General features: G+C 71.0%; 23 protein-coding genes and 1 tRNA gene. 16 read left to right on the forward strand and 8 right to left on the reverse strand.

What is annotated here, in order from left to right; translation table 11 throughout:
• Positions 1–197: 197 nt before the first annotated feature.
• Positions 198–1511 carry an alpha/beta hydrolase gene (locus tag IE182_RS04225; protein ID WP_308432058.1) on the forward strand — a complete coding sequence of 438 codons (1314 nt, stop codon included), beginning with the start codon at positions 198–200 and terminating at the stop codon, positions 1509–1511.
• 18 nt (positions 1512–1529) lie between these two features.
• Here IE182_RS04225 and IE182_RS04230 read toward each other — a convergent pair whose 3' ends face one another.
• Complete coding sequence (locus tag IE182_RS04230) at positions 1530–2513, reverse strand: ScbA/BarX family gamma-butyrolactone biosynthesis protein (protein ID WP_190108251.1); 984 nt, start codon at positions 2511–2513, stop codon at positions 1530–1532.
• 146 nt (positions 2514–2659) lie between these two features.
• Here IE182_RS04230 and IE182_RS04235 point away from each other — a divergent pair, with 146 nt between their 5' ends.
• From IE182_RS04235 to IE182_RS04250, 4 genes are all read left to right on the forward strand, one after another.
• Positions 2660–3925, forward strand: coding sequence for a cytochrome P450 family protein (locus tag IE182_RS04235; RefSeq protein WP_190108252.1), 1266 nt, complete (start codon positions 2660–2662; stop codon positions 3923–3925).
• A 167-nt stretch (positions 3926–4092) separates the two neighbouring features.
• On the forward strand, positions 4093–4758 hold the full coding sequence (locus tag IE182_RS04240; RefSeq protein ID WP_190108253.1) for a ScbR family autoregulator-binding transcription factor: 666 nt from the start codon (positions 4093–4095) through the stop codon (positions 4756–4758).
• Positions 4759–4878: 120 nt separating this feature from the next.
• On the forward strand, positions 4879–5634 hold the full coding sequence (locus tag IE182_RS04245) for an SDR family NAD(P)-dependent oxidoreductase (protein WP_229844573.1): 756 nt from the start codon (positions 4879–4881) through the stop codon (positions 5632–5634).
• Positions 5631–6491, forward strand: a complete 861-nt coding sequence (locus IE182_RS04250; RefSeq protein WP_229844554.1) for an NAD(P)H-binding protein — start codon at positions 5631–5633, stop codon at positions 6489–6491. The genes IE182_RS04245 and IE182_RS04250 overlap by 4 nt, the downstream gene beginning before the upstream one ends.
• Before the next feature lie 219 nt (positions 6492–6710).
• Here IE182_RS04250 and IE182_RS04255 read toward each other — a convergent pair whose 3' ends face one another.
• Positions 6711–7286, reverse strand: a complete 576-nt coding sequence (locus IE182_RS04255; RefSeq protein ID WP_190108255.1) for a TetR/AcrR family transcriptional regulator — start codon at positions 7284–7286, stop codon at positions 6711–6713.
• Between the two features lie 254 nt (positions 7287–7540).
• Between IE182_RS04255 and IE182_RS04260 the strand changes: the two genes are divergently transcribed.
• From IE182_RS04260 to IE182_RS04270, 3 genes are all read left to right on the forward strand, one after another.
• Positions 7541–7837: a hypothetical protein gene (locus IE182_RS04260; RefSeq protein ID WP_190108256.1), complete on the forward strand. Its 297-nt coding sequence runs from the start codon at positions 7541–7543 to the stop codon at positions 7835–7837.
• Positions 7838–7972: 135 nt separating this feature from the next.
• Positions 7973–8392, forward strand: coding sequence for a rodlin (locus IE182_RS04265; RefSeq protein ID WP_190108257.1), 420 nt, complete (start codon positions 7973–7975; stop codon positions 8390–8392).
• A gap of 162 nt (positions 8393–8554) precedes the next feature.
• A complete protein-coding gene (locus IE182_RS04270) occupies positions 8555–9013 on the forward strand; it encodes a rodlin (protein ID WP_190108258.1) in 459 nt (152 codons plus the stop codon).
• Positions 9014–9120: 107 nt separating this feature from the next.
• Here the strand turns inward: IE182_RS04270 and IE182_RS04275 are convergent, their stop codons facing one another.
• Together IE182_RS04275 and IE182_RS04280 are read right to left on the reverse strand one after the other, a co-directional pair.
• Positions 9121–9387, reverse strand: a complete 267-nt coding sequence (locus IE182_RS04275) for a hypothetical protein (protein ID WP_086573506.1) — start codon at positions 9385–9387, stop codon at positions 9121–9123.
• Positions 9388–9541: 154 nt separating this feature from the next.
• Positions 9542–9937 carry a helix-turn-helix domain-containing protein gene (locus IE182_RS04280; RefSeq protein WP_190108259.1) on the reverse strand — a complete coding sequence of 132 codons (396 nt, stop codon included), beginning with the start codon at positions 9935–9937 and terminating at the stop codon, positions 9542–9544.
• A gap of 233 nt (positions 9938–10170) precedes the next feature.
• Between IE182_RS04280 and IE182_RS04285 the strand changes: the two genes are divergently transcribed.
• From IE182_RS04285 to IE182_RS04305, 5 genes are all read left to right on the forward strand, one after another.
• Positions 10171–10386 carry a hypothetical protein gene (locus tag IE182_RS04285; RefSeq protein WP_190108260.1) on the forward strand — a complete coding sequence of 72 codons (216 nt, stop codon included), beginning with the start codon at positions 10171–10173 and terminating at the stop codon, positions 10384–10386.
• Positions 10387–10456: 70 nt separating this feature from the next.
• Positions 10457–10675, forward strand: a complete 219-nt coding sequence (locus IE182_RS04290; RefSeq protein ID WP_190108261.1) for a hypothetical protein — start codon at positions 10457–10459, stop codon at positions 10673–10675.
• A 95-nt stretch (positions 10676–10770) separates the two neighbouring features.
• Positions 10771–12891, forward strand: coding sequence for a hypothetical protein (locus tag IE182_RS04295; RefSeq protein ID WP_190108262.1), 2121 nt, complete (start codon positions 10771–10773; stop codon positions 12889–12891).
• Positions 12892–12911: 20 nt separating this feature from the next.
• A complete protein-coding gene (locus IE182_RS04300) occupies positions 12912–13547 on the forward strand; it encodes a hypothetical protein (RefSeq protein ID WP_229844555.1) in 636 nt (211 codons plus the stop codon).
• A 66-nt stretch (positions 13548–13613) separates the two neighbouring features.
• Positions 13614–14312, forward strand: coding sequence for a nucleotidyl transferase AbiEii/AbiGii toxin family protein (locus IE182_RS04305; RefSeq protein ID WP_190108383.1), 699 nt, complete (start codon positions 13614–13616; stop codon positions 14310–14312).
• A 65-nt stretch (positions 14313–14377) separates the two neighbouring features.
• On the opposite strand, the gene IE182_RS04310 is transcribed toward IE182_RS04305, so the two are convergent.
• Positions 14378–14451: transfer RNA gene (locus IE182_RS04310), tRNA-Gly, on the reverse strand.
• 264 nt (positions 14452–14715) lie between these two features.
• Here IE182_RS04310 and IE182_RS04315 point away from each other — a divergent pair.
• The 3 genes from IE182_RS04315 to IE182_RS04325 all read left to right on the forward strand — a co-directional run bounded on the left by IE182_RS04315 (position 14716) and on the right by IE182_RS04325 (position 16086).
• Positions 14716–14898, forward strand: a complete 183-nt coding sequence (locus tag IE182_RS04315) for a hypothetical protein (protein WP_190108264.1) — start codon at positions 14716–14718, stop codon at positions 14896–14898.
• Between the two features lie 85 nt (positions 14899–14983).
• A complete protein-coding gene (gene dcd / locus IE182_RS04320) occupies positions 14984–15559 on the forward strand; it encodes a dCTP deaminase (protein ID WP_071962992.1) in 576 nt (191 codons plus the stop codon).
• Positions 15560–15588: 29 nt separating this feature from the next.
• Positions 15589–16086, forward strand: coding sequence for a phosphoribosyltransferase (locus tag IE182_RS04325; protein ID WP_087927366.1), 498 nt, complete (start codon positions 15589–15591; stop codon positions 16084–16086).
• 78 nt (positions 16087–16164) lie between these two features.
• Here IE182_RS04325 and IE182_RS04330 read toward each other — a convergent pair whose 3' ends face one another.
• From IE182_RS04330 to IE182_RS04340, 3 genes are all read right to left on the reverse strand, one after another.
• Entirely contained in the window at positions 16165–17109 is a 945-nt protein-coding gene (locus tag IE182_RS04330; RefSeq protein WP_190108384.1) for a Yip1 family protein, read from the reverse strand.
• A gap of 158 nt (positions 17110–17267) precedes the next feature.
• Entirely contained in the window at positions 17268–17756 is a 489-nt protein-coding gene (locus IE182_RS04335) for a MarR family winged helix-turn-helix transcriptional regulator (protein ID WP_190108265.1), read from the reverse strand.
• A gap of 50 nt (positions 17757–17806) precedes the next feature.
• On the reverse strand, positions 17807–18373 hold the full coding sequence (locus tag IE182_RS04340; protein WP_190108266.1) for a Uma2 family endonuclease: 567 nt from the start codon (positions 18371–18373) through the stop codon (positions 17807–17809).
• Positions 18374–18410: the final 37 nt, after the last annotated feature.

Below are 18410 nucleotides of genomic sequence, written 5' to 3' on the forward strand. Positions count from 1 at the left end.
GCGTAGTACACGGGCAGGACAAGAGCAGGGCAATTAATGGCCGCAGGGCAACCCTGTGCGCCCGTTCCCGACTCTTTATCGGTGAGTATTCGCAAGTCCGAACATGAGTACCCACACGGGGGCAGGGAGTTGAGAGGCGCATGGGCCTGACCAGCCGGTCACTCTTGTACACGGTGGTGTTCGTCGCCCTTGTGTGTGTGGGCCTCACGATATGGCTGTGGCCACGCCTCGCGGGGCGCGGCACGTTGCCCGTGCTGGGACGGCTCGGGTCGATCCTGGTGACCCAGTTGACGATCATGTCCGCGGTGCTCCTCGCGGTGAATTCCGCCAATAGCTTCTACGGCACCTGGGGCGAGCTGATCGGGAAGTACGACCGCTCGCCCGGACAGGTCACGCAGGCCACCGAGCCGGGCCCGAACACCGGTGTCGACGCGGCCAAGGGCGGTCTGGTGCGGCCGGCCGGGTCGGAGGGGCTGGAGAAGGCGGGGCTCCCGAAGGGGCCGAAGGACAAGGTCGGTGCGGTGGAGTCCGTACGCCTCGTCGCCCGCCGCGCGGGCGTCGTCGAGCCGGCGATCGTCTACCTGCCGCCGCAGTACTTCCAGAAGCAGTACGAGCGCCAGCGCTTCCCCGTGATCGTGGCCGTCAGCGGCTACCCGGGCGGCATCACCAACCTCACCCAGTACTTGCAGGTGCCCAAGACGGCGTCCACGCTGATCTCGGAGAACCGGATGCAGCCGACGGTGATCGTCATGGTCCGGCCGACGATCGCCCCGCCGCGCGACACCGAGTGCGTGGACGTCCCGGACGGGCCGCAGGCCGAGACCTACTTCACCAAGGACCTGCCCGAGGCCCTCAAGAGCGCCTACCGCGTCGGCCACGAGGCCAGCGCCTGGGGCGTCATGGGCTACTCCTCGGGCGGCACCTGCGCCCTGGAGCTCGCGATGCGCTCGCCCGGCACGTACCCGGTGGCGGGCGCCCTCTCCGCCGACTACAAGGTCAAGAACGACCTCACCACGGGCAAGCTCTTCGGCAGCGGCCCGGAGGCCGGCAAGCGCCAGCGCGAGCACGACCTGATCTGGCGCCTGCAGAACCTGCCCGCCCCGCGCGTCTCGGTGCTCGTCACCAGCAGTGAGAAGGGCGAGAAGAACTACGGGGAGACGCAGAAGTTCCTCAAGGCCGTCAAGGAGCCGATGACCGCCGCGAAGATCGTCCTGCCCGCGGGGAGCCACAACTTCACCACCTGGCGGCGCGAGATCGCCCCGACGCTGGAGTGGATGAGCAAGCAGATGACCTTCCCGCAGGACACCGTCGACCGGTCGAAGCCGGCGGACGGCTCGCAGAGCGGGAAGGCGGCCGAGGAGGAGCGCAAGCGGGCCGAGGAGAAGCGGAAGGCCGACGAGGAGAAGCGGAAGGCCGAGGAGGAGCGCTCCTCCGGGGCGCAGGAGGCGCCGTCGGACGCCTCCGGCGAGCCGGAGGCGTCCCAGGGGGCGGAGCCCGAAGAGGACGAGTGACGCGCCCGGCGGCGGCCGTCAGGCCGCCGCCACGCCCCGGAGCCGCCCCGCGGCCCCGGTGAGGGTGCAGGTGAAGACGGGCGCGCCGTCCTGTGTTCCCGTCACCCGCGCGGCGAGCCGCTCGCCCGGCTGTCCGCTCGTGGCCGTGACCTCGATGGTGCAGGGACTGTCCAGCTCCGCGTACCGGTGGAAGACCACGGCGACCGAGGACGGCCGCCGCGCGTGCGGCCGCAGCGCGCCGTACGCGGCCTGGCGGGCCGCCTCCACCAGGACCATGCCGGGGATGTGGTCGCTGGGGTGGTCGAAGAGCGTGGCGTGGCGCGGGTCGGGGTTGAGCACCCAGCGGTCGGAGCGGCCGGTGGGGGAGAGGACGACGTCGATGGGGGCGTCCCGGCCGACGTCGCGGGGCTCGGCCCGGACGGGGCGGCCGGCCGGCAGCAGATCGGCGGTGGACCCGCGGTGGCCGCGGATCCGGCCGTAGAGCTCCGGGGGGAGGCAGGTGAAGCGGCCGCCGCCGCTGGCCACGGTCTCGCCCTCGCGCCGCACCGTGATGTCCATGCGGAAGGCGAAACGCCGTTCCCGGTGATCGAGGATCACGCACGAAGCGGCGATGGTGAGATCGGTGGGCGAGTCCCCTATGAGGAGGCGCTCGTCGTGCGCGGTGAATTCCATCTCCTGCAGCAGGAATTGATGTCCTATCGGAACATTCAATTCCGTGTGGGCGAGGAACAGGCCCGTCTGCCGAATCGTTTCCGCGGCCAGTAAGGGATCATGCCGTCTGCCGCCGTCGGCGGTGAAGAAGCCGTGTGCCCGCGGCCATTGGGCGGTGAGCAGGAAATGATGTCCGTCCGCTTCCGTGCACCCGGTCAGGAAGACCTCCGCGACGGCCGCGCGATGAACGAGCTCCTTGGGAACCGTGCTGGTCAGTGTGGGTTCGACGGCGGACGGGGAAGGTGCGGGGCGCCCGTTCGCAGTGGGTGACTGATGCACGGAACTCTCCATGAAACCCGATGTGACCACGAGTCAAGAAACCCGAAAATCTTGTCCTGTTCTAAGATAACGGTTGGCCGGTTTTCTTCAAGGCCCAGGCCGGGATCCCCGGCGGCGCGCGACGGTCCCGCGCGGCGTACCACTGATGGAGACAGCTGATGCAGCAGCAGATCTGCCCCGTAGTTCTCGACCCCACCGGACGCGATGTGCACGGGGAGGCGGCCCGGCTGGCCGGCATCGGGCCGGTGGTCCGGGTGGAGCTGCCGGGCGGGGTGGCGGCGTGGGCGGTCACCGGTCACGAGCTGGCCGCCCGGCTGATGCTGGACCCGAGGGTCTCCAAGGACGCCTACCGGCACTGGCCGGCCTGGCGCGACGGCGAGCTCGACGACAGCTGGCCGATGGCGATGTGGGTGTCCGTCAGGAACATGCTCACGGCCTACGGCGACGAGCACCGGCGGCTGCGCAAGCTCGTGGCCAAGGCGTTCACCGCCCGTCGCACCGCCGCGCTGCGGCCGCGCGTCGAGCGGCACGTCGCCCGGCTGATCGACGACCTCGCCGCCGTGCCGCCCGGTCAGGTCGTCGACCTGCGCGAGCGGTTCGCCCACCCGCTGCCCATCCAGGTCATCTGCGAGATGCTCGGCATACCCGAGGAGGTGCGGGCCGACCTGCGCCGGGTCGTCGACACCACCTTCCGCACCTCGGCCACGCCCGAGGAGGCGCAGGCCAACCAGTACGAGCTCTACACCCTGCTGTCCGGGCTCATCGCGGCCAAACGGGCCGCGCCGGCCGCCGACATGACGAGCGACCTCATCGCCGCCCGCGACGACGCGGGGGACGGGGCCGCGGACGGCGCGCAGGAGCGACTGTCGGAGAAGGAGCTCCTCGACACGCTGCTGCTGATCATCGGGGCAGGGCACGAGACCACGGCCAACCTCCTCGAACAAGCCGTTTTCGCGTTGCTCACCCATCCGGATCAGCTGGAGCTGGTGCGTTCCGGCCGCGCCTCGTGGGACGACGTCATCGAGGAGACGCTGCGGGCGCGCGGGCCGGTGGCGAACATTCCGCTGCGCTTCGCGGTCGAGGACATCGAGGCGGGCGGCGAGGTCATCGCCGCGGGCGACGCCATCGTCATCTCGGTGAGCGCCGCGGGCCTCGATCCGGCGCAACACGGCGAGGACGCCCACCGTTTCGACCTCACCCGCCCCACCCGGCGCGACCACCTCGCCTTCGGCCACGGCGTCCACCACTGCATCGGCGCACCCCTCGCACGGCTGGAGGCGACCCTCGCCCTGCCTGCCCTTTTCGACCGCTTTCCGGAACTCTCGCTCGCCGTTCCGGCCGAGGCGCTGGAACCCCTGGAGTCGTTCATTTCGCACGGCCACCGGAGCCTGCCGGTGTTGCTGGAACCAGCCCCGATTAATTGACCGAATAACGCCTCTCGCCTTTGCTCCGTGGTGAGTTCGAGAATGCGCTGCCGGGTAAAATGCGTCGCGTTCGGTTTGGTTTCCCCCAAGGGGTCTCGTCTCCTGACCCGGCGTGGCGTCACCGCTGCCGGAAGGCTGAGCGGGATGACACGGCTGGAGGTCGCAGGATGGCGCAGCAGGAGCGTGGGATCAGAACTCGCCGGGCAGCGCTGGAGGCGGCGGCCGCCCTCTTCGCCGAGCGCGGCTACGAGGCGTGCACCATCTCGGAGATCCTCGCCCGGGCCGGGGTGACCAAGGGGGCGCTCTACTTCCATTTCGACTCCAAGGAGTCCCTGGCGCGCGGCGTGCTGGAGGAGCAGGTCTCCCTGGAGGGCGTGGCCCCGCAGGCGTCGAAGCTGCAGGAGTGGGTGGACGTGGGCATGGCCCTGGCCCACCGGCTGCCCCAGGAGCCGCTGTTGCGGGCCGGCGCCCGGCTGGCCACGGACCCGCACATGCAGAAGCTGGTCAGCACGGGACCGTGGGCCACCTGGAGCGAGGTGTCCGCCGACCTGCTGTCCGAGGCCAAGGCGCGGGGCGAGGTGCTGCCGCACGTGGAGCCTTCGGCCACCGCGCGGTTCGTGATCAGCGCGTGGACGGGCGTCCTGCTCGTCTCGCAGGTCACCACCGCCCTGGAGGACCTGGAGGAGCAGATCTCCGTGCTCTTCCGGCACATCCTGCCGGCGCTGGCGACGCCGGCGATCCTGGTGCAGCTGGACACCTCTCCCGACCGCGGGGCCCGGGTCGTCGCCGAGGGGCGCCGCCTGGCGGAGGCCACGGCCGTGGCGGCGGGATAGCCCCGATTCCCTTTGCGGAACGCGTGATTCAGGCACGGGAATCACCGGCGGCGGTCGGCTTTCACCTTGCTCCCGCTTTGTGCCCTGGGCCATGATCGCGCCATGAATGCTCAGCAAGGAATGCTCGCAGGCAAGACGGTCATGATTACCGGGGCCTCCAGTGGTATCGGGGCCGCCGCGGCCCGTCTGTTCAGCGCGCAGGGTGCTGCGGTGGTTCTCATGGCCCGCAGGACAAAGATGCTGCAGGGACTGGCCGACGAGCTCAACGCCGCGGGCGGCACGGCGACCGCGGTGACCGGCGACGTGACCGTGGCGGCGGACGCCGCCCGCGCCGTGGAGGTCGCCGTGGAGCGGCACGGCCGGCTCGACGCCGCCTTCAACAACGCCGGGTGGGGCACCGCCCGGGAGCCCATGCACCTGATGGACGACGCCGATTACGACCGCATCATGGACGTCAACGTCCGCGGTGTGTGGAACTGCATGCGCCGGCAGATACCCGCGATGCTGGAGAGCGGCGGCGGCGCCATCGTCAACACCTCCAGCACCGCCGGCCTGGTGGCCCCCGGCGTGCCCTCCGCCCCCTACATCGCCGCCAAGCACGCGGTGATCGGCCTGACCAAGGCCGCCGCCGACGAGTACGGCGCCCAGGGCATCCGCGTCAACACCCTCGCCGTCGGCGTGACCCGTACCGAGCTGATGCAGCAGGGCTTCGACCAGAACCCGGGCGTCGAGGCCCTCCTGACCGGCAATTCCATGCTCCCCCGTGTCGCCGACCCGGTGGAGATCGCCCAGGCCGCCGCCTGGCTCTGCGCCGACCACTCCTCCTTCGTCACCGGCGCCACCGTCCCGGTGGACGGCGGCTTCACCGCGCGGTGAGCGCCCGGATCCTGGTCACCGGCGCGAGCGGCACCGTCGGCGGGGCCACGGCCCGGCTGCTCGCCGCCGGCGGCCATCCCGTCCGGCTGCTGGGCCGCGACGCCGCGCGGCTGCCGGACCCGGGGCCGAACGGCGAGCTCGTCACGGGCGACTTCGCCGATCCGGCAGCACTGCGCGCGGCGATGAGCGGGATCGAGGCGGTCCTGGTCGTCACCGCCGACCCCCGGCTGCCCGGGCACGACGCCAACGTGGTGCGCGCGGCGCAGGAGGCGGGCGTCGGCCGTCTGGTCAAGCTCTCGGCGCTCGCCGTCGCCGAACCCGGGGCCCAGGACTTCATCACGCGCTGGCAGCGCGAGGCCGAGGAGCGCATCCGCGCCTGCGGCATCGCGTGGACGATGCTGCGGCCCCGGGCGTTCATGAGCAACACCCTGGCGTGGGCCGAGGGCATCAGGACGTCCGGCACGGTACGGGCCTGGCCCGCCGATGCCCGGGCGGCGTGTGTGGACCCCTACGACATCGCCTGCGTCGCGGTCCGGGCCCTGACCGAGCCCGGGCACACCGGACGGGCCTACGCGCTGACGGGTCCGGCGGCGGTGACCGCCCGCGAGCAGACCGAGGTGCTCGCGCGGGTGCTGGGACGTCCGCTGGCCTTCGAGGAGCTCGACGCGGACCGGGTGCGCCGGGCGGCCGAGGTGCGCTACGGGGCCGAGGTGGCGCGGGCGCTGCAGGAGAGCGCCGAGCGCCGCGTGCAGGGGGGCACGAGCCGGGTGGAGCCGGAGGCGGCGCGACTGCTGGGACGGCCGGCCCGTACGTACGAGCAGTGGGCCCGCGAGAACGCGGCGCTCTTCGCCGGTTGATGGCCGTGGTGCGGTCACACCGCGGCGATTAAAAACCGCACATACGGTCTGTGCAGCCGCTGCTCCGCGGGGGCCGGGGCTCTCACTGGCTTCTCAGGCGGCGCTCGCCGTCACTGGTGTCCCGGAAGAAAACAGACCGTGAACGGGGTGCGAGACCGTCACCGGGGCGGGGAAGCACCCGTCCGGGTGACCCTCGCGTCACCTGCAGGGTGACGGGGCTCAGCCGGCCTGCGTGGTGGAGTCGACGATCTCCAGGGCGATCTCCAGGAGCGCGGTGCGCTTCTCCTCGGGGTCGCCCTGCAGCGTGTCCAGGGCCAGCGCCCCGAAGTGCACGGTCAGCATGGCGCTGGAGAAGCGGGCCTGGGTCGCGACGGGGGCGTCGCCGGCCTGGATCAGCCGGGAGACGGAGACCACCCGCTCCTTGAGCCGTTCCCCGATGGTCAGCTCGCGCAGCGTGGCCTGATTTTCCTGCAGGATCCGGTAGAGGGGGGCCGCGTCCTTGAGCACGGCGCTGTAGCGGCGCAGCAGCTCCCGCTTGGTCTCCAGCGTCGGGGGCTGGCTCCGGCCCCAGGCGATGAGCTCGTCGACGGGCTCGCCGAGCTGGTCGGAGAGGGCGCTGAGGATGTCCTCCTTGGTCTTGAAGTGGTAGTACAGCGCGGCCTTGGTGACGCCGAGCTCCTCGGCGATCTCCCGCAGCGAGGTCTTCTCGTAGCCGCGGGAGACGAAGAGGTCCAGGGCCGCCTTCTGAATCCGCTCGCGGGTGTTGCTCCTACGGGCCCTGGGGTTGCTGGCCATGGTCTCTCTCCCGCTCTCCGTCTTCCGCTCTCGCCGACCCGGCACCTAGCTGGTCGGCAAGTTAGTTTCCCGTCGTTTTCCCCGCACACGTTAGGGGCGCCGACGGGCACCCGGGCGCCGACCGGGGCGGGGTCCTGCGCGCGCAATACCGTACTTGACGCCCGGCAAGTACATGCATACTCTTCCGACCGAGGTAACTAGCCTGGCGGCAAGTACGGAAATGCGACTGGACCGAGGGGATGGTGCGCGTCGACATGGCACGACACGTTGCTGCCGCGATCGACTACTACGCCGCACACGACTACGGCGCGGTGAGCGGCCACGCGGTGGACGAGCGCACGGTGGGCCGGCCGGCCGCGGTGGAGGACCCCCTGCCCGAGGTCTTCGAGGGGCTGAGCGTCCCGGTGCGCACCGCGGCCTCGCTGCTCGGCCTCTCCCCGTGGGCCGTCGCCCATCTGATAGAACGCGGTGAATTGCGCAGCGAGCGCGGCGGGCAGTACCGCTACGTCACCCTGACCAGCATTTTTTCCTATCGACGGCTGACCCGTTGATGCCTATTTCGCGGTAGTGCATCCCACTGGATCGAATGAGTGAAAGCCTGACGAATGCCCGGAACTTCCCGAATGGGCCGGAGTTATTCAGAACGCTTTCTCAGTGGGGGCGCTACTCGATCGAAAGGCATAGACGTGCTCAAGAAGGTTCTCGCCACGGCCGCCATGTCGGCTTCCGCGGTCGGCGCCATCGCCTCCCCCGCGATGGCCATCGGTAACGACAGCGATGTCTGGAACGCCAACGGCGCCAAGACCGGCTACGGCAACACGCACACCGGCGGCAAGGAAAGCCCGCAGATGAGCCTCATCCAGGGCACGCTCAACAAGCCGTGCCTCGGCATCGGGAAGATCAACGCCCAGGGTCTCCTCGGCGCGGTGCCCATCAACCTCCAGGACATCCCGATCCTGTCCTCGCAGCAGCAGCAGCAGTGCACCGACAACTCCACGATCAACGACGGCGACGACCCGCTGTCGCACATCCTGGACGAGATCCCGATCATCTCGGGCAACGGCTCGGGCAACGAAGGCGGGCTGTTCGGCGAGCACGGCCACTGACCGGAGCGCCTTTCGGGAAATCCCTTCGCGGCGGGTGTGCGGGACCCGCTGCGGGGGGATTTCCCTTTGGGCCGAAGGAATGAAGTAGCACAACCTCACCCGTCGGTGGCGGGTTAGACCTGGTGTTCCTGCAATTCGTCGACCCGGAGCGAGGAAACAATCGTGATCAAAAAGGTAGTGGCCTCGGCTGTGCTGGCGTTCTCCGCGATCGGCGGCGCCGCGGCACCGGCCATGGCGGCCCCGGCGGCCCCGGCCGGCGGTGGTGACAGCAGGGACGTCTTCAACGCCAACGGCGCTGCCCAGATGTACGGCAACACCTACACGAGCGGCTATATGAGCCCCCAAATGGGCCTGATCAACGGTTCGTTCAACAAGCCGTGCATCGCCATCGGCAAGGTGGGCCTCCAGGGGCTCCTCGGGGCAGCGCCCATCGGGCTCCAGGACGTGCCGATCCTGTCCTCGCAGCAGCAGCAGTGCACCGAGAACTCCGTGATCAACGACGGCGACGACCCGCTGTCGCACATCCTGGACGACATCCCGATCCTGTCCGGCAACGGTTCCGGCAACGAGGGCGGGCTGTTCGGCGGGCTCGGCGGGCACGGCAAGCACCGCCGCCACTGACCGGGGCGCGCCCCGCACACGAGAGCCGCCCCCCGGCGATCCCGGGGGGCGGCTCTCCGCGTCACGGGCCGCCGGCGCGTGACGTTCCGGACACCGCGGCGGCGCGGTCAGCCCTCGTAGTAGACGGTGAGCACGGCGCCGCCCACGTCCACCCGTCGCCGGCCCAGCCGTTCGCCGCGGCGCAGTGCTCCCAGGCACGTGCGGAACATGCCCATCTCCTCATCGGTCAGCACGGCGGCCGCCAGATCGAGCAGTTCGTCGACGCTCCGGTCGGTGAGCACTTCGGGCAGGTCGCCGGAGAGCAGGACCACCGATTCCCCGGTGCGTCCCCTGACGACGGCGTTGGACGTCGAGCCACCACTGACAACGAGCACACATTCCCCCTGGCCTCGGGCAGACCGAGACGATAGCCGGGAAGGGGCGTGCTCCTCGGCCGGACGGGAATATTCGCGGGATTCAACCGTTCCAGGGAACCGGGCGCGTGCGACGCGGCGTCTGTTACTCAACAGCCGGGCGCCAAACGCCGGTTCAGCCCTCGTTCGGGTGATCCTTGGGCGCGCGTTCGAGCAGTGATTCGACGAGGGCCGCCACATGCCGGCGGTCGTCGGACGACAGCCGCTGGACGCTCGCGATCAGCAGGTCCACCTCCGGGTCCGGCCGGGACTCCGGGGCGTCCTCGGCCGTCGGGTAGAGGTGGATGCCGCAGGCTTCGGCGGCGGCGCGGCGCACGGTGTCCAACGGCAGGTCGAGGCCGCGGGAGAGCCCTTCGAGCGTGGCGGGCTGCGGCATGCGCACCAGGCGGTCCGTGGTGGCCAGGTGGTGCACCGTCGAGCGCGGGATGCCGCCCCTGCGAGCGACGTCCCCGTAGGACCAGCCCTGACGGTCCAGGCGCTGTCTCATCATCTGCTGCAGTGCGTTGGCCACTGACGGTCGCTTCCTGCTCTCGGCTGGCTCGGGTCCGCTCGGGTGAACCGATTCTACGGGCGGTGTCCACCGGAACCGCTTGCGCGGCGTCGACGGCCGCCGCTAGTGTCCAATCTCGTTGGACAGCACGTCCGACCGCATCGGACGCGGGCTGGGGGGTCCTGCCCGTGCCCGACAGCCGTTTTCGCGTTCTCCGCGAAAGCCGCGGAGAACCATCCCGGAGGGGGACGACCATGCTCGATGTGCATGAGCTCGACGCCGAGTCCGCTGAGCTGCTGCCCGGCCGCGAGGCGCTCGGGAAGCTGAAGTTCAGCTTCAGCCGGACGACCAACGTCACCAAGCACGTCGCCAACGTCTCGGCGCACAACACCTCGTCGGCGCTCAACGTCTGCTCGCCGGACGCCGTCGCCCAGTCCGCGGCCGGACAGACGATCGCCATCCAGCAGTAGCCGGCGGCGGTCCGCACCGCACGCCGTCCGCACGCCGATCAGCACGTCGTCAGATCAGAAAGGCCAAGCCATGAGCATGAACCCGCGTGAGCTCGACGCCGAGTCCGCCGAGCTGCTGCCCGGCCGCGAGGCGCTCGGGAAGCTGAAGTTCAGCTTCTCCCGCACCACGAACGTCACCAAGCACGTGGCGAACGTCCACGCGCACAACGAGTCCCTGGCCGTCAACGACGCCTCGCCCTGGGCGGTCGCGCAGTCCGAGGCGAGCCAGTCCATCTCCATCAAGCAGTAGGCCCGGCCCACACACTCGGCGGACCGCGTCCAGGGGAAGGCGCGGTCCGCCGGCCAGAGGGGGGAACAGCGGTTTCGTCGAGGGGGAGGAACCAGATGACGGTGGTCGGAGACCACGAGGCCGGCCGCAGCCGCCATCGCACCATCGGCGAGACCGCAACGCTTCACCGGGACACCGGAGGGACCGGCGTCCGGACAGGGGACGCCGGAGCCCCGGTGCCGGGTCCCGGCGGCTTCCCGTACACCGTCGCGCAGGAGTACGGGACAGGGGAGGAAGCCGCCGCGACCCTGCAGCTGCCCGTGCCGGGGCAGCCCGCACCGCAGCCGCAGCCCGCAACGGAAGCCGTCGTCCCACGGCTCGGCGCAGGGCTGCGCCTGCACGGCGAGTACCAGGGCTCGGGCTTCAACGAGCCCAAGTACATCGCCCGCCGCGGCGACGGCCAGGTGGTGCAGCTCTCCCGGCTGCTCCACCTGGTCGCCTCGGCCATCGACGGCCACCGCGACCTGCACGCCGTCGCCCGCCACGTCAGCGCCGGCTTCGGGCGCGAGGTCAGCGCCGAGAACATCGCCTACCTCGTGGAGCACAAGCTCGAACCCCTCGGCATCACCGTGCCGCCCGGCCAGGAGGACGACCGGGTCCAGGGCCCGCGCTCGGACCTGCTGCTCGCCCTCAAGGGACACCGCGTCGTGTTCGACGAGCGGCGCGTCAACGCCATCGCCCGGTCCCTGGCCTGGCTGCACCGGCCGCTCGTCGTGGTGGCCGTCCTGCTGCTGGCCGCCGCCATGGACGTGTGGCTCTTCGCCTTCCACGGCGCCATGACGCCCGTGCTCAACGTCCTCGACCAGCCGCTGCTGCTGCTCGCGGTCTTCGGGCTGACCGTCGCCTCCCTCGTCTTCCACGAGTTCGGCCACGCCTCGGCCTGCAGATACGACGGCGCCCAACCCGGCTGCATCGGCTGCGGGATCTTCCTGATCTGGCCGTCCATGTACACCGACGTCACCGACGTCTACCGCCTCGGGCGCGCCGGGCGGATCCGCACCGACCTCGGCGGCGTCTACTTCAACGTCGTCTTCATGCTGCTGCTGACCGGCGCCTACTTCGTCACCGGGCAGCCCTTCCTGCTCTGCGCGGTCTACCTCGGCCACTTCGAGGTGCTCGAACAACTGATGCCGGCCGTCCGGCTCGACGGCTACTTCATCCTCGGCGACCTCGCCGGGGTACCCGACCTCTACGGCAAGATCAAACCGATCCTGCTCAGCATGGTGCCGTGGCGCAAGCCCGACCCGGCCGTCGCCGACCTCAAGCGCAAGACGCGGATCATCGTCACCACCTGGGTGCTCACCATGGTCCCGCTGCTGCTCGGCGAGCTCTGCTACGCCCTGTGGAACCTGCCGCGTCTCGTCGCCACCGGCGTGCGCTCGCTCACCCAGCAACTCACCGGCACCTACGAGGCGTTCGTCGCCGGGGAGATCCCGGCCGGGCTGGCCGGCGTGCTCGGCAGCCTCATGCTCATCGTTCCGCTGGGCGGCATGACGTACCTGTCCATCCGGCTCTCCGGACGGCTGGGCCGCAACGCCCTGCGCTACACCGCGGGCCGTCCGCGGCTGCGGATCGGGCTCGCCCTGGCCTGCGCGGCGGTGGCGACCACCCTGGCCTACGCGTGGACCAGCGGCGTCACGCCCAAGCCGCTGCCCCCCGCGCCGCCCATCGCCCCGATCCTGCAGCCGCACGTGCCGACCGCGCCGCCGGAGCCGGGCCACCCGTCGCTGCCCGGCCACGACCCGGCCGAGGGCCGCATGCCGGGGATCTGGAGCCCGGACGGCCAGGCCCCGGCGGTCACCCCGCTGCCCTGGCGCACCCCGCCGGCCAGGCCCGGTCTGCCCACGCCCGTCCCGGCGCTCACGCAGCCGCCGGCGGCGGCCCCGGCCGGGGACCGCGCACCGGCCCCGGGGGCGTCGGCCGCGCCGCCGCCGGTGGTCCTGCCGCCCACGATGCCGCCGGTCCTGCCGCCCGCCCTGCCGCCCGCCCTGCCGCCCTCCGCCCCGCCCAAGCCCGCCCCCGCGCCCGTGCCCACACCGGCGGCCACGACCGCGGCCCCGACGGCCGCGCCCGCGACGACCGCCCCGGCCCCGGCCCCCACGACCTCCCCGCCGCCCGCCGAGCCCTCCGCCCCGGCTCCGACGGCCCCGGCACCCTCCCCGACACCGTCACCGTGAGAACTCCCAAGGAGCAGACCGTGAACCCGTTCCTCTCCCGCCACCTCCTGCGCCTCGGCCTGCTGGCCGCCGGCGTCGCCACGGCCGCCACCGCCGGCCCGGCCCAGGCGTCCGAGGGTGTCGCCGTGACCTTCGACAGCGTCCGCACCACCGCGAACCACCGCCACCACACCGAGTACCGCGACAGCTTCCGCGTCCACCAGCTCGGCACGGTCGCCGGGGCCCGCCTGACCAACCGGGCGAACGCCTCCTCCTCCGGCTGCACCGCCGACGACGCCTGCCGCTCGGTGGCCCTGTCCTTCCAGATCGTCACCCTTGCGGGCAAGAACGTCCGGCTCGACACCGTCAACAAGGGCCGCGCCCTCAACGACCACTGCACCGGCTGCCAAACCCTGGCCGGCGCCTACCAGTTCGTCGTCTCCACGCCCAAGGCCACCCGGCTGACCGCCGCGGCCCAGCGCCGGCTGGCCGACGTCCACCGCCGCCTGGACGCCCTCGGCGGCTCCCGGCTCCCCGCCGCCGAACTGAAGAAGAAGGCCGACGCCCTGGCCGCCGAGGTCACCGCCCTCCTCGCGAGGCCCGACTCCACCACCACCGCCGGCACCCGCCCGGCCGTCCGGGTCCACCGCCAGCTGGACGGCTGGCCGGCCCGCTGAGGCGCGTACTGACCGGCGGGCGGTGACGGCCGCGCCATAATCACGGCCATGGAAGCGGACCGCGGCATGAGGCTCACCGGGCTCCAGCAGCGGCTGCTCGCCGACCTGGTGGAGCTCGGCGAGCCCTACCCGCTCGTGCTGACCGGAGGCGTCGCCGTCCAGGCGCACGGCCTGCTGATCCGGCCCGTCACCGACCTGGCCCTGGCCACCGACAGCCCGGTGCCGATGGCGGACATCGCAGCCGCCCTCCGCACCGGGCTGCAGGCACGCGGCCTGCAGGTGCGCGAGGCGGACGCCGAACCGCTCTCCGCCCGCCTGGTGGTCACCGAGCCGGTGACCGGCGAGGACTGCGAGGTGCACGTCCTCAAGGAGACGATGTGGCGCCCGCCCGCCCCCACCCCGTACGGGCCCGCCCTGGCCGCCGAGGACGTCGCGGGCACCAAGACGCGGGCCCTCGCCGACCGCGGCCTGGCCCGCGACCTCGTCGACGTGCACGCCGCAGCCGGCCGCTGGTCGCGCACCGACCTGGAGGAGTTCGGCCGCCGCCACGCACGGGACGACTTCGACCTCGCCGACCTGCGGGCCCGGCTCGAAGGGGCCGACTGGATCGACGACCGCGAGTTCGCCGCCTGCGGCCTCGACGCCGGGGCGAGCGCCGACCTGCGCCGCTGGGCGCAGGAGTGGGCCGACGACATCGGCGAGCGGCTGCTCGAAGAGGCGCCGTACGAGGACGAGGCCCCGGACGAGGACGGCGAGGAGCGGTAGCGGGAAGAAGAAGCAGGGGCGGGAAAACAGAGCACCCCCAGGCCGTCGGCCTGGGGGTGATGAAGTGGAGCGGGCGACGAGAATCGAACTCGCGCTCTGAGCTTGGGAAGCTCATGTTCTACCATTAAACTACGCCCGCGCGAGGCGCCCTACAGGGCGTCGCATCGTCGCACACTCTACCCCATCGAAGGCCCCCGGTGCACTTGCCCCGGGGGCCTTCTTGTCGTGTGAGGGGGGTGTGGCGGGGGTGGGGACGCGCGCGTGGGGAGCGGGAGTTGGGGCGTACCGTGGGGACGCGGCAATCGCCGGGGGGCATCGGGGTGCCGCGTTAAGCTCGGCCTGAATGATCCCCTAATGTGGCTTTTATTGCCGCTTGTGCCGGAGGCACGCGTTCAGTACCGCCATGGGGAAAGGGAGCTCGATGGAGCGCACCGTCGTCCGTTGTGCCGAAGGGCACGTGTTCAGCACCGCTTCGTTCCCGATGCAGAATCTCGGACCCGGCCGGATCGGCCCCGGGCGGCTCCTGCGCTGCCCGCGCTGCGCCCGGCTGAGGCATTCCGTACCGGTGGGCGTCGAGAAGCAGTGAGTCGGGCGCGGGCCCGGGCCGGAGACGATCTCGGGCCCGGGCCCGCGTTGTCAGGTTGTCCGGCTTCTTTGCGTATCCTCGACTCGTGCTTCTCTCAGACAAGGACATCCGGGCCGAGATCGATGCCGGCCGTGTGCGGATCGACCCGTTCGACGAATCGATGGTGCAGCCGTCGAGCATCGATGTGCGGCTCGACCGCTACTTCCGGGTGTTCGAGAACCACCGGTACCCGCACATCGACCCCGCGGTCGAGCAGGCGGACCTCACGCGCGAGGTGGTACCGGAGGGCGACGAGGCGTTCATCCTGCACCCGGGCGAGTTCGTGCTGGCCTCCACGTACGAAGTGATCACGCTCCCCGACGACGTCGCCTCACGTCTGGAGGGCAAGTCCAGCCTCGGCCGCCTCGGCCTGCTGACGCACTCCACCGCCGGCTTCATCGACCCGGGCTTCTCCGGGCACGTGACGCTGGAGCTGTCGAACATGGCCACGCTGCCGATCAAGCTGTGGCCGGGGATGAAGATCGGCCAGCTGTGCATGTTCCGGCTGACCTCCCCCGTCGAGCATCCTTACGGGTCCGCGAAGCACGGTTCCCGCTACCAGGGCCAGCGCGGGCCGACGCCCTCGCGGTCCTTCCAGAATTTCCACCGCACGCAGGTCTGAGCGACCAGGGAACAAGGCGAAGAGCAACAGTGAGTGAGATCCGCGAGAACCTGACCTACCCGATCTTCGGGCAGGCGATCCGTGAGCTGGCACAGACCATCGCGGACGACGGCTACGAGCCGGACATCATCCTGTCCATCGCGCGCGGTGGCGTCTTCGTCGCGGGCGGCCTCGCCTACGCGCTGGACTGCAAGAACATCCACCTGGTGAACGTGGAGTTCTACACCGGCGTCGGCACCACGCTGGAGATGCCGGTCATGCTCTCCCCCGTCCCGAACGCGATCGACTTCTCCAACAAGAAGGTCCTGATCGCCGACGACGTCGCGGACACCGGCAAGACGCTCAAGCTCGTCCACGACTTCTGCCTGGAGCACGTCGCCGAGGTGCGCAGCGCCGTGATCTACGAGAAGAGCCACTCGCTCGTGAAGTGCGAGTACGTCTGGAAGAAGACGGACGAGTGGATCAACTTCCCGTGGTCGGTCGAGCCGCCGGTCGTGCGCCGTGAGGGCCAGGTCCTCGACGCGTAGGCGCGCGCACACACACGGGAAAGGGCCCGCCCGACCTCCACCGAGGTCGAGCGGGCCCTTTCCCGTGGCTGCCGTCCGCTACAGCGTGCCCAGCTTGATCAGGGAGAGCAGCGCGATCAGCTGGATCGCCGACGCCCCGAGCGCCCGCGGCCACGGCAGGTCGTGCGACTTGCCCACCATCGAGGTCAGCAGCGCGCCGCCCGCGAGCCAGGTGGCCCAGCCCAGCACCTGCACGAGCGTGCTGTCGCCCCCCAGGAACATCGCGAACAGCAGCCGGGGCGCGTCGGAGATCGACATGATCAGCATCGACAGGCCGACCGTCGGCTGCCATATGCCGTCACCGCCGAGCTGCCGGGCCAGGGTGTGGGTGACCGCACCGAGGATCAGCCCCGCGATCACCATGATCACGCCGGTGATCAGCACGGCCGGCAGGACCTGCGAGAGCGAGGCGTTGAGGACGTCCGTGCGGGCCTTGTCGAAGCCGAAGACGGCGAGCAGGCCGTAGACGAACGTGACGATCAGCGCGGGCGCCCACACCTGGTGGTCGCGCATCTGCCAGAACGTGGCGGAGGGGCGCAGGACGATGCCGGTCAGCAGGTCCTTCCAGTGCAGCCGCGGCCCGGCCGGCGGGGCGGGCGCGGGCGCGCCCTGGTACCCGCCGCCGTCGTCGTACTGGCCGTACGCGTCCGGGGCCTCGCCCAGGCTGAACTGCTGCGTCCGGCCGGGATCCCCGGCGGGCTGTCCGTAGTACGGGTCGTGGGCGCCGGGGTGCTGCCCGCCGCCGTACTGCTGCTGCCCGTAGCCCGGCTGGGGCCCGGGCGGCTGCGGGGGCCCCTGGTGCTGGCCACCGCCGAAGTACTCCGGCTCGTCGTACCCACCGGGCTGCTGCCACTGCTGCTGCCCGCCGCCGTAGCCGCCCCCGGGCGCGCCGGGGTGCCCGGGGGCACCCGGCCCTCCGTACGGGGCCTGCTGCTGTCCTTGCCGCGCGCGGTCGGCGCCGTGCGGGTCCTGCCCGCGTCCCATCCTGAATCCAGCCACGCCTTCGAACGTACCCGTTCCGCGGAGGTCCCGGTGCCGGGCGCGGGCGCAGGGGCCCGGCATTGCGGCCGACCTGTGACATCCCTTAGGGGAAAGCCCAGGGTCGCGGCGGGCCGGGCGGACGTTTGAACGGTGCGGTGCCGCTAACGGGAGAGGGCCTCGACGCCTCCGGTGTTCTCCACCATCCGCTGCAGCACCCGGACCACAGTGGCGTACTCCTCGTCCGGGATGCCGTCGTGGATTTCCTCGCGCACCCGCACGACGACCTCCATGGTGCGCTCCTTGGCCTCGCGTCCGGCGTCGGTCAGCAGGAAGCGGCCCTCGTCCGTGCCCCTCACCCAGCCGCGGGCGACGGCGGTGTCCAGCGCGATGTCGATCCCGTCGTCGCCCTCGCCGAGGCTGGCGGCGAGCAGGTCCCGCAGCTCCTGGCGCGTCTTGCCGTCCGGGGTGGCGTCGACCCGGTTGAGGACCCACCACTGGGGCTGCGTGATGTCGACCCGGGCCATGGCCGAGCGGATGTGCCGGATGACGGACTTGTTGGCGGCCCAGCTCCAGTAGCCGATGGGCTGGCCGGCGAGGTTGGCGGTGTCGGGGTTCGGGGTTTCCAGCTGCGTCGTCTGTGTCGTCGTCATGGGAACGACGGTAGGACCTCAAGCATGGTTGAGATCAAGTGTGTTGGCGGTCACGGGGCCGGGTAGCGCCGGAACTCGGAGGTGTCGACGGTCCAGGGGCCGACGGCCACCTTGTCGCCGAAGACGTAGTCGTGGCGGGTGCGGTAGCAGGGCCGCCTGTCGGGACCTGGGCCGGGATCGGACATCACCGACCCGGTGCCCTTGCGGGGGTCGACGAGCAGGTACAGCGGGATGCCCATGGCCGGATACTCGTCCATCTTGTCCATGTAGTCGTTGCTGTGGTTGGACGGCGAGACGATCTCGGCGACCAGGAGCAGGTCGTGCGGGGCGAACGGTGCGTTCTCCTCGCCGAAGACTTCGTCCGGCACGACGATCAGGTCTGGACGGCGGAGCCTGCCGAGCGAGAGGTCCTCGATGTCACCGCCCGGGAAGGAGACGAGACCGTCGTCCAGCTGGCCGTCCAGTTGGCGGTTGAGGCGCATGGCATTGAAGTCGTGGAACCTCGACGGCGACATCATCATGAAGATCCCGTCGCCACTGATCTCGAAGCTCTTGATCGTCTCGGGAGCGTGCTTCATCAGCTCATCGGCGATGGCGCGCATCCGGGCGTAATCCATGACCTGGCTCCTGCTGTGAGCGAGCTGCTACCGCGTA

Origin of the sequence: Streptomyces cinnamoneus (genome assembly GCF_014650495.1) — a bacterium.
In the GTDB taxonomy this organism is placed as follows: Bacteria; Actinomycetota; Actinomycetes; order Streptomycetales; family Streptomycetaceae; genus Streptomyces; species Streptomyces cinnamoneus.

Excerpts from the sequence above, each read along its gene's own strand:
- IE182_RS04235 (WP_190108252.1), top strand. The coding sequence starts at position 2,660 with ATGCAGCAGCAGATCTGCCCCGTAGTTCTCGACCCCACCGGACGCGAT.
- IE182_RS04285 (WP_190108260.1), top strand. The coding sequence starts at position 10,171 with ATGCTCGATGTGCATGAGCTCGACGCCGAGTCCGCTGAGCTGCTGCCC.
- IE182_RS04260 (WP_190108256.1), top strand. The coding sequence starts at position 7,541 with ATGGCACGACACGTTGCTGCCGCGATCGACTACTACGCCGCACACGAC.
- IE182_RS04340 (WP_190108266.1), bottom strand. The coding sequence starts at position 18,373 with ATGGATTACGCCCGGATGCGCGCCATCGCCGATGAGCTGATGAAGCAC.
- IE182_RS04335 (WP_190108265.1), bottom strand. The coding sequence starts at position 17,756 with ATGACGACGACACAGACGACGCAGCTGGAAACCCCGAACCCCGACACC.
- IE182_RS04295 (WP_190108262.1), top strand. The coding sequence starts at position 10,771 with ATGACGGTGGTCGGAGACCACGAGGCCGGCCGCAGCCGCCATCGCACC.
- IE182_RS04305 (WP_190108383.1), top strand. The coding sequence starts at position 13,614 with ATGAGGCTCACCGGGCTCCAGCAGCGGCTGCTCGCCGACCTGGTGGAG.
- IE182_RS04290 (WP_190108261.1), top strand. The coding sequence starts at position 10,457 with ATGAGCATGAACCCGCGTGAGCTCGACGCCGAGTCCGCCGAGCTGCTG.
- IE182_RS04255 (WP_190108255.1), bottom strand. The coding sequence starts at position 7,286 with ATGGCCAGCAACCCCAGGGCCCGTAGGAGCAACACCCGCGAGCGGATT.
- IE182_RS04330 (WP_190108384.1), bottom strand. The coding sequence starts at position 17,109 with ATGGGACGCGGGCAGGACCCGCACGGCGCCGACCGCGCGCGGCAAGGA.
- IE182_RS04245 (WP_229844573.1), top strand. The coding sequence starts at position 4,879 with ATGCTCGCAGGCAAGACGGTCATGATTACCGGGGCCTCCAGTGGTATC.
- IE182_RS04315 (WP_190108264.1), top strand. The coding sequence starts at position 14,716 with ATGGGGAAAGGGAGCTCGATGGAGCGCACCGTCGTCCGTTGTGCCGAA.
- IE182_RS04240 (WP_190108253.1), top strand. The coding sequence starts at position 4,093 with ATGGCGCAGCAGGAGCGTGGGATCAGAACTCGCCGGGCAGCGCTGGAG.
- IE182_RS04230 (WP_190108251.1), bottom strand. The coding sequence starts at position 2,513 with ATGGAGAGTTCCGTGCATCAGTCACCCACTGCGAACGGGCGCCCCGCA.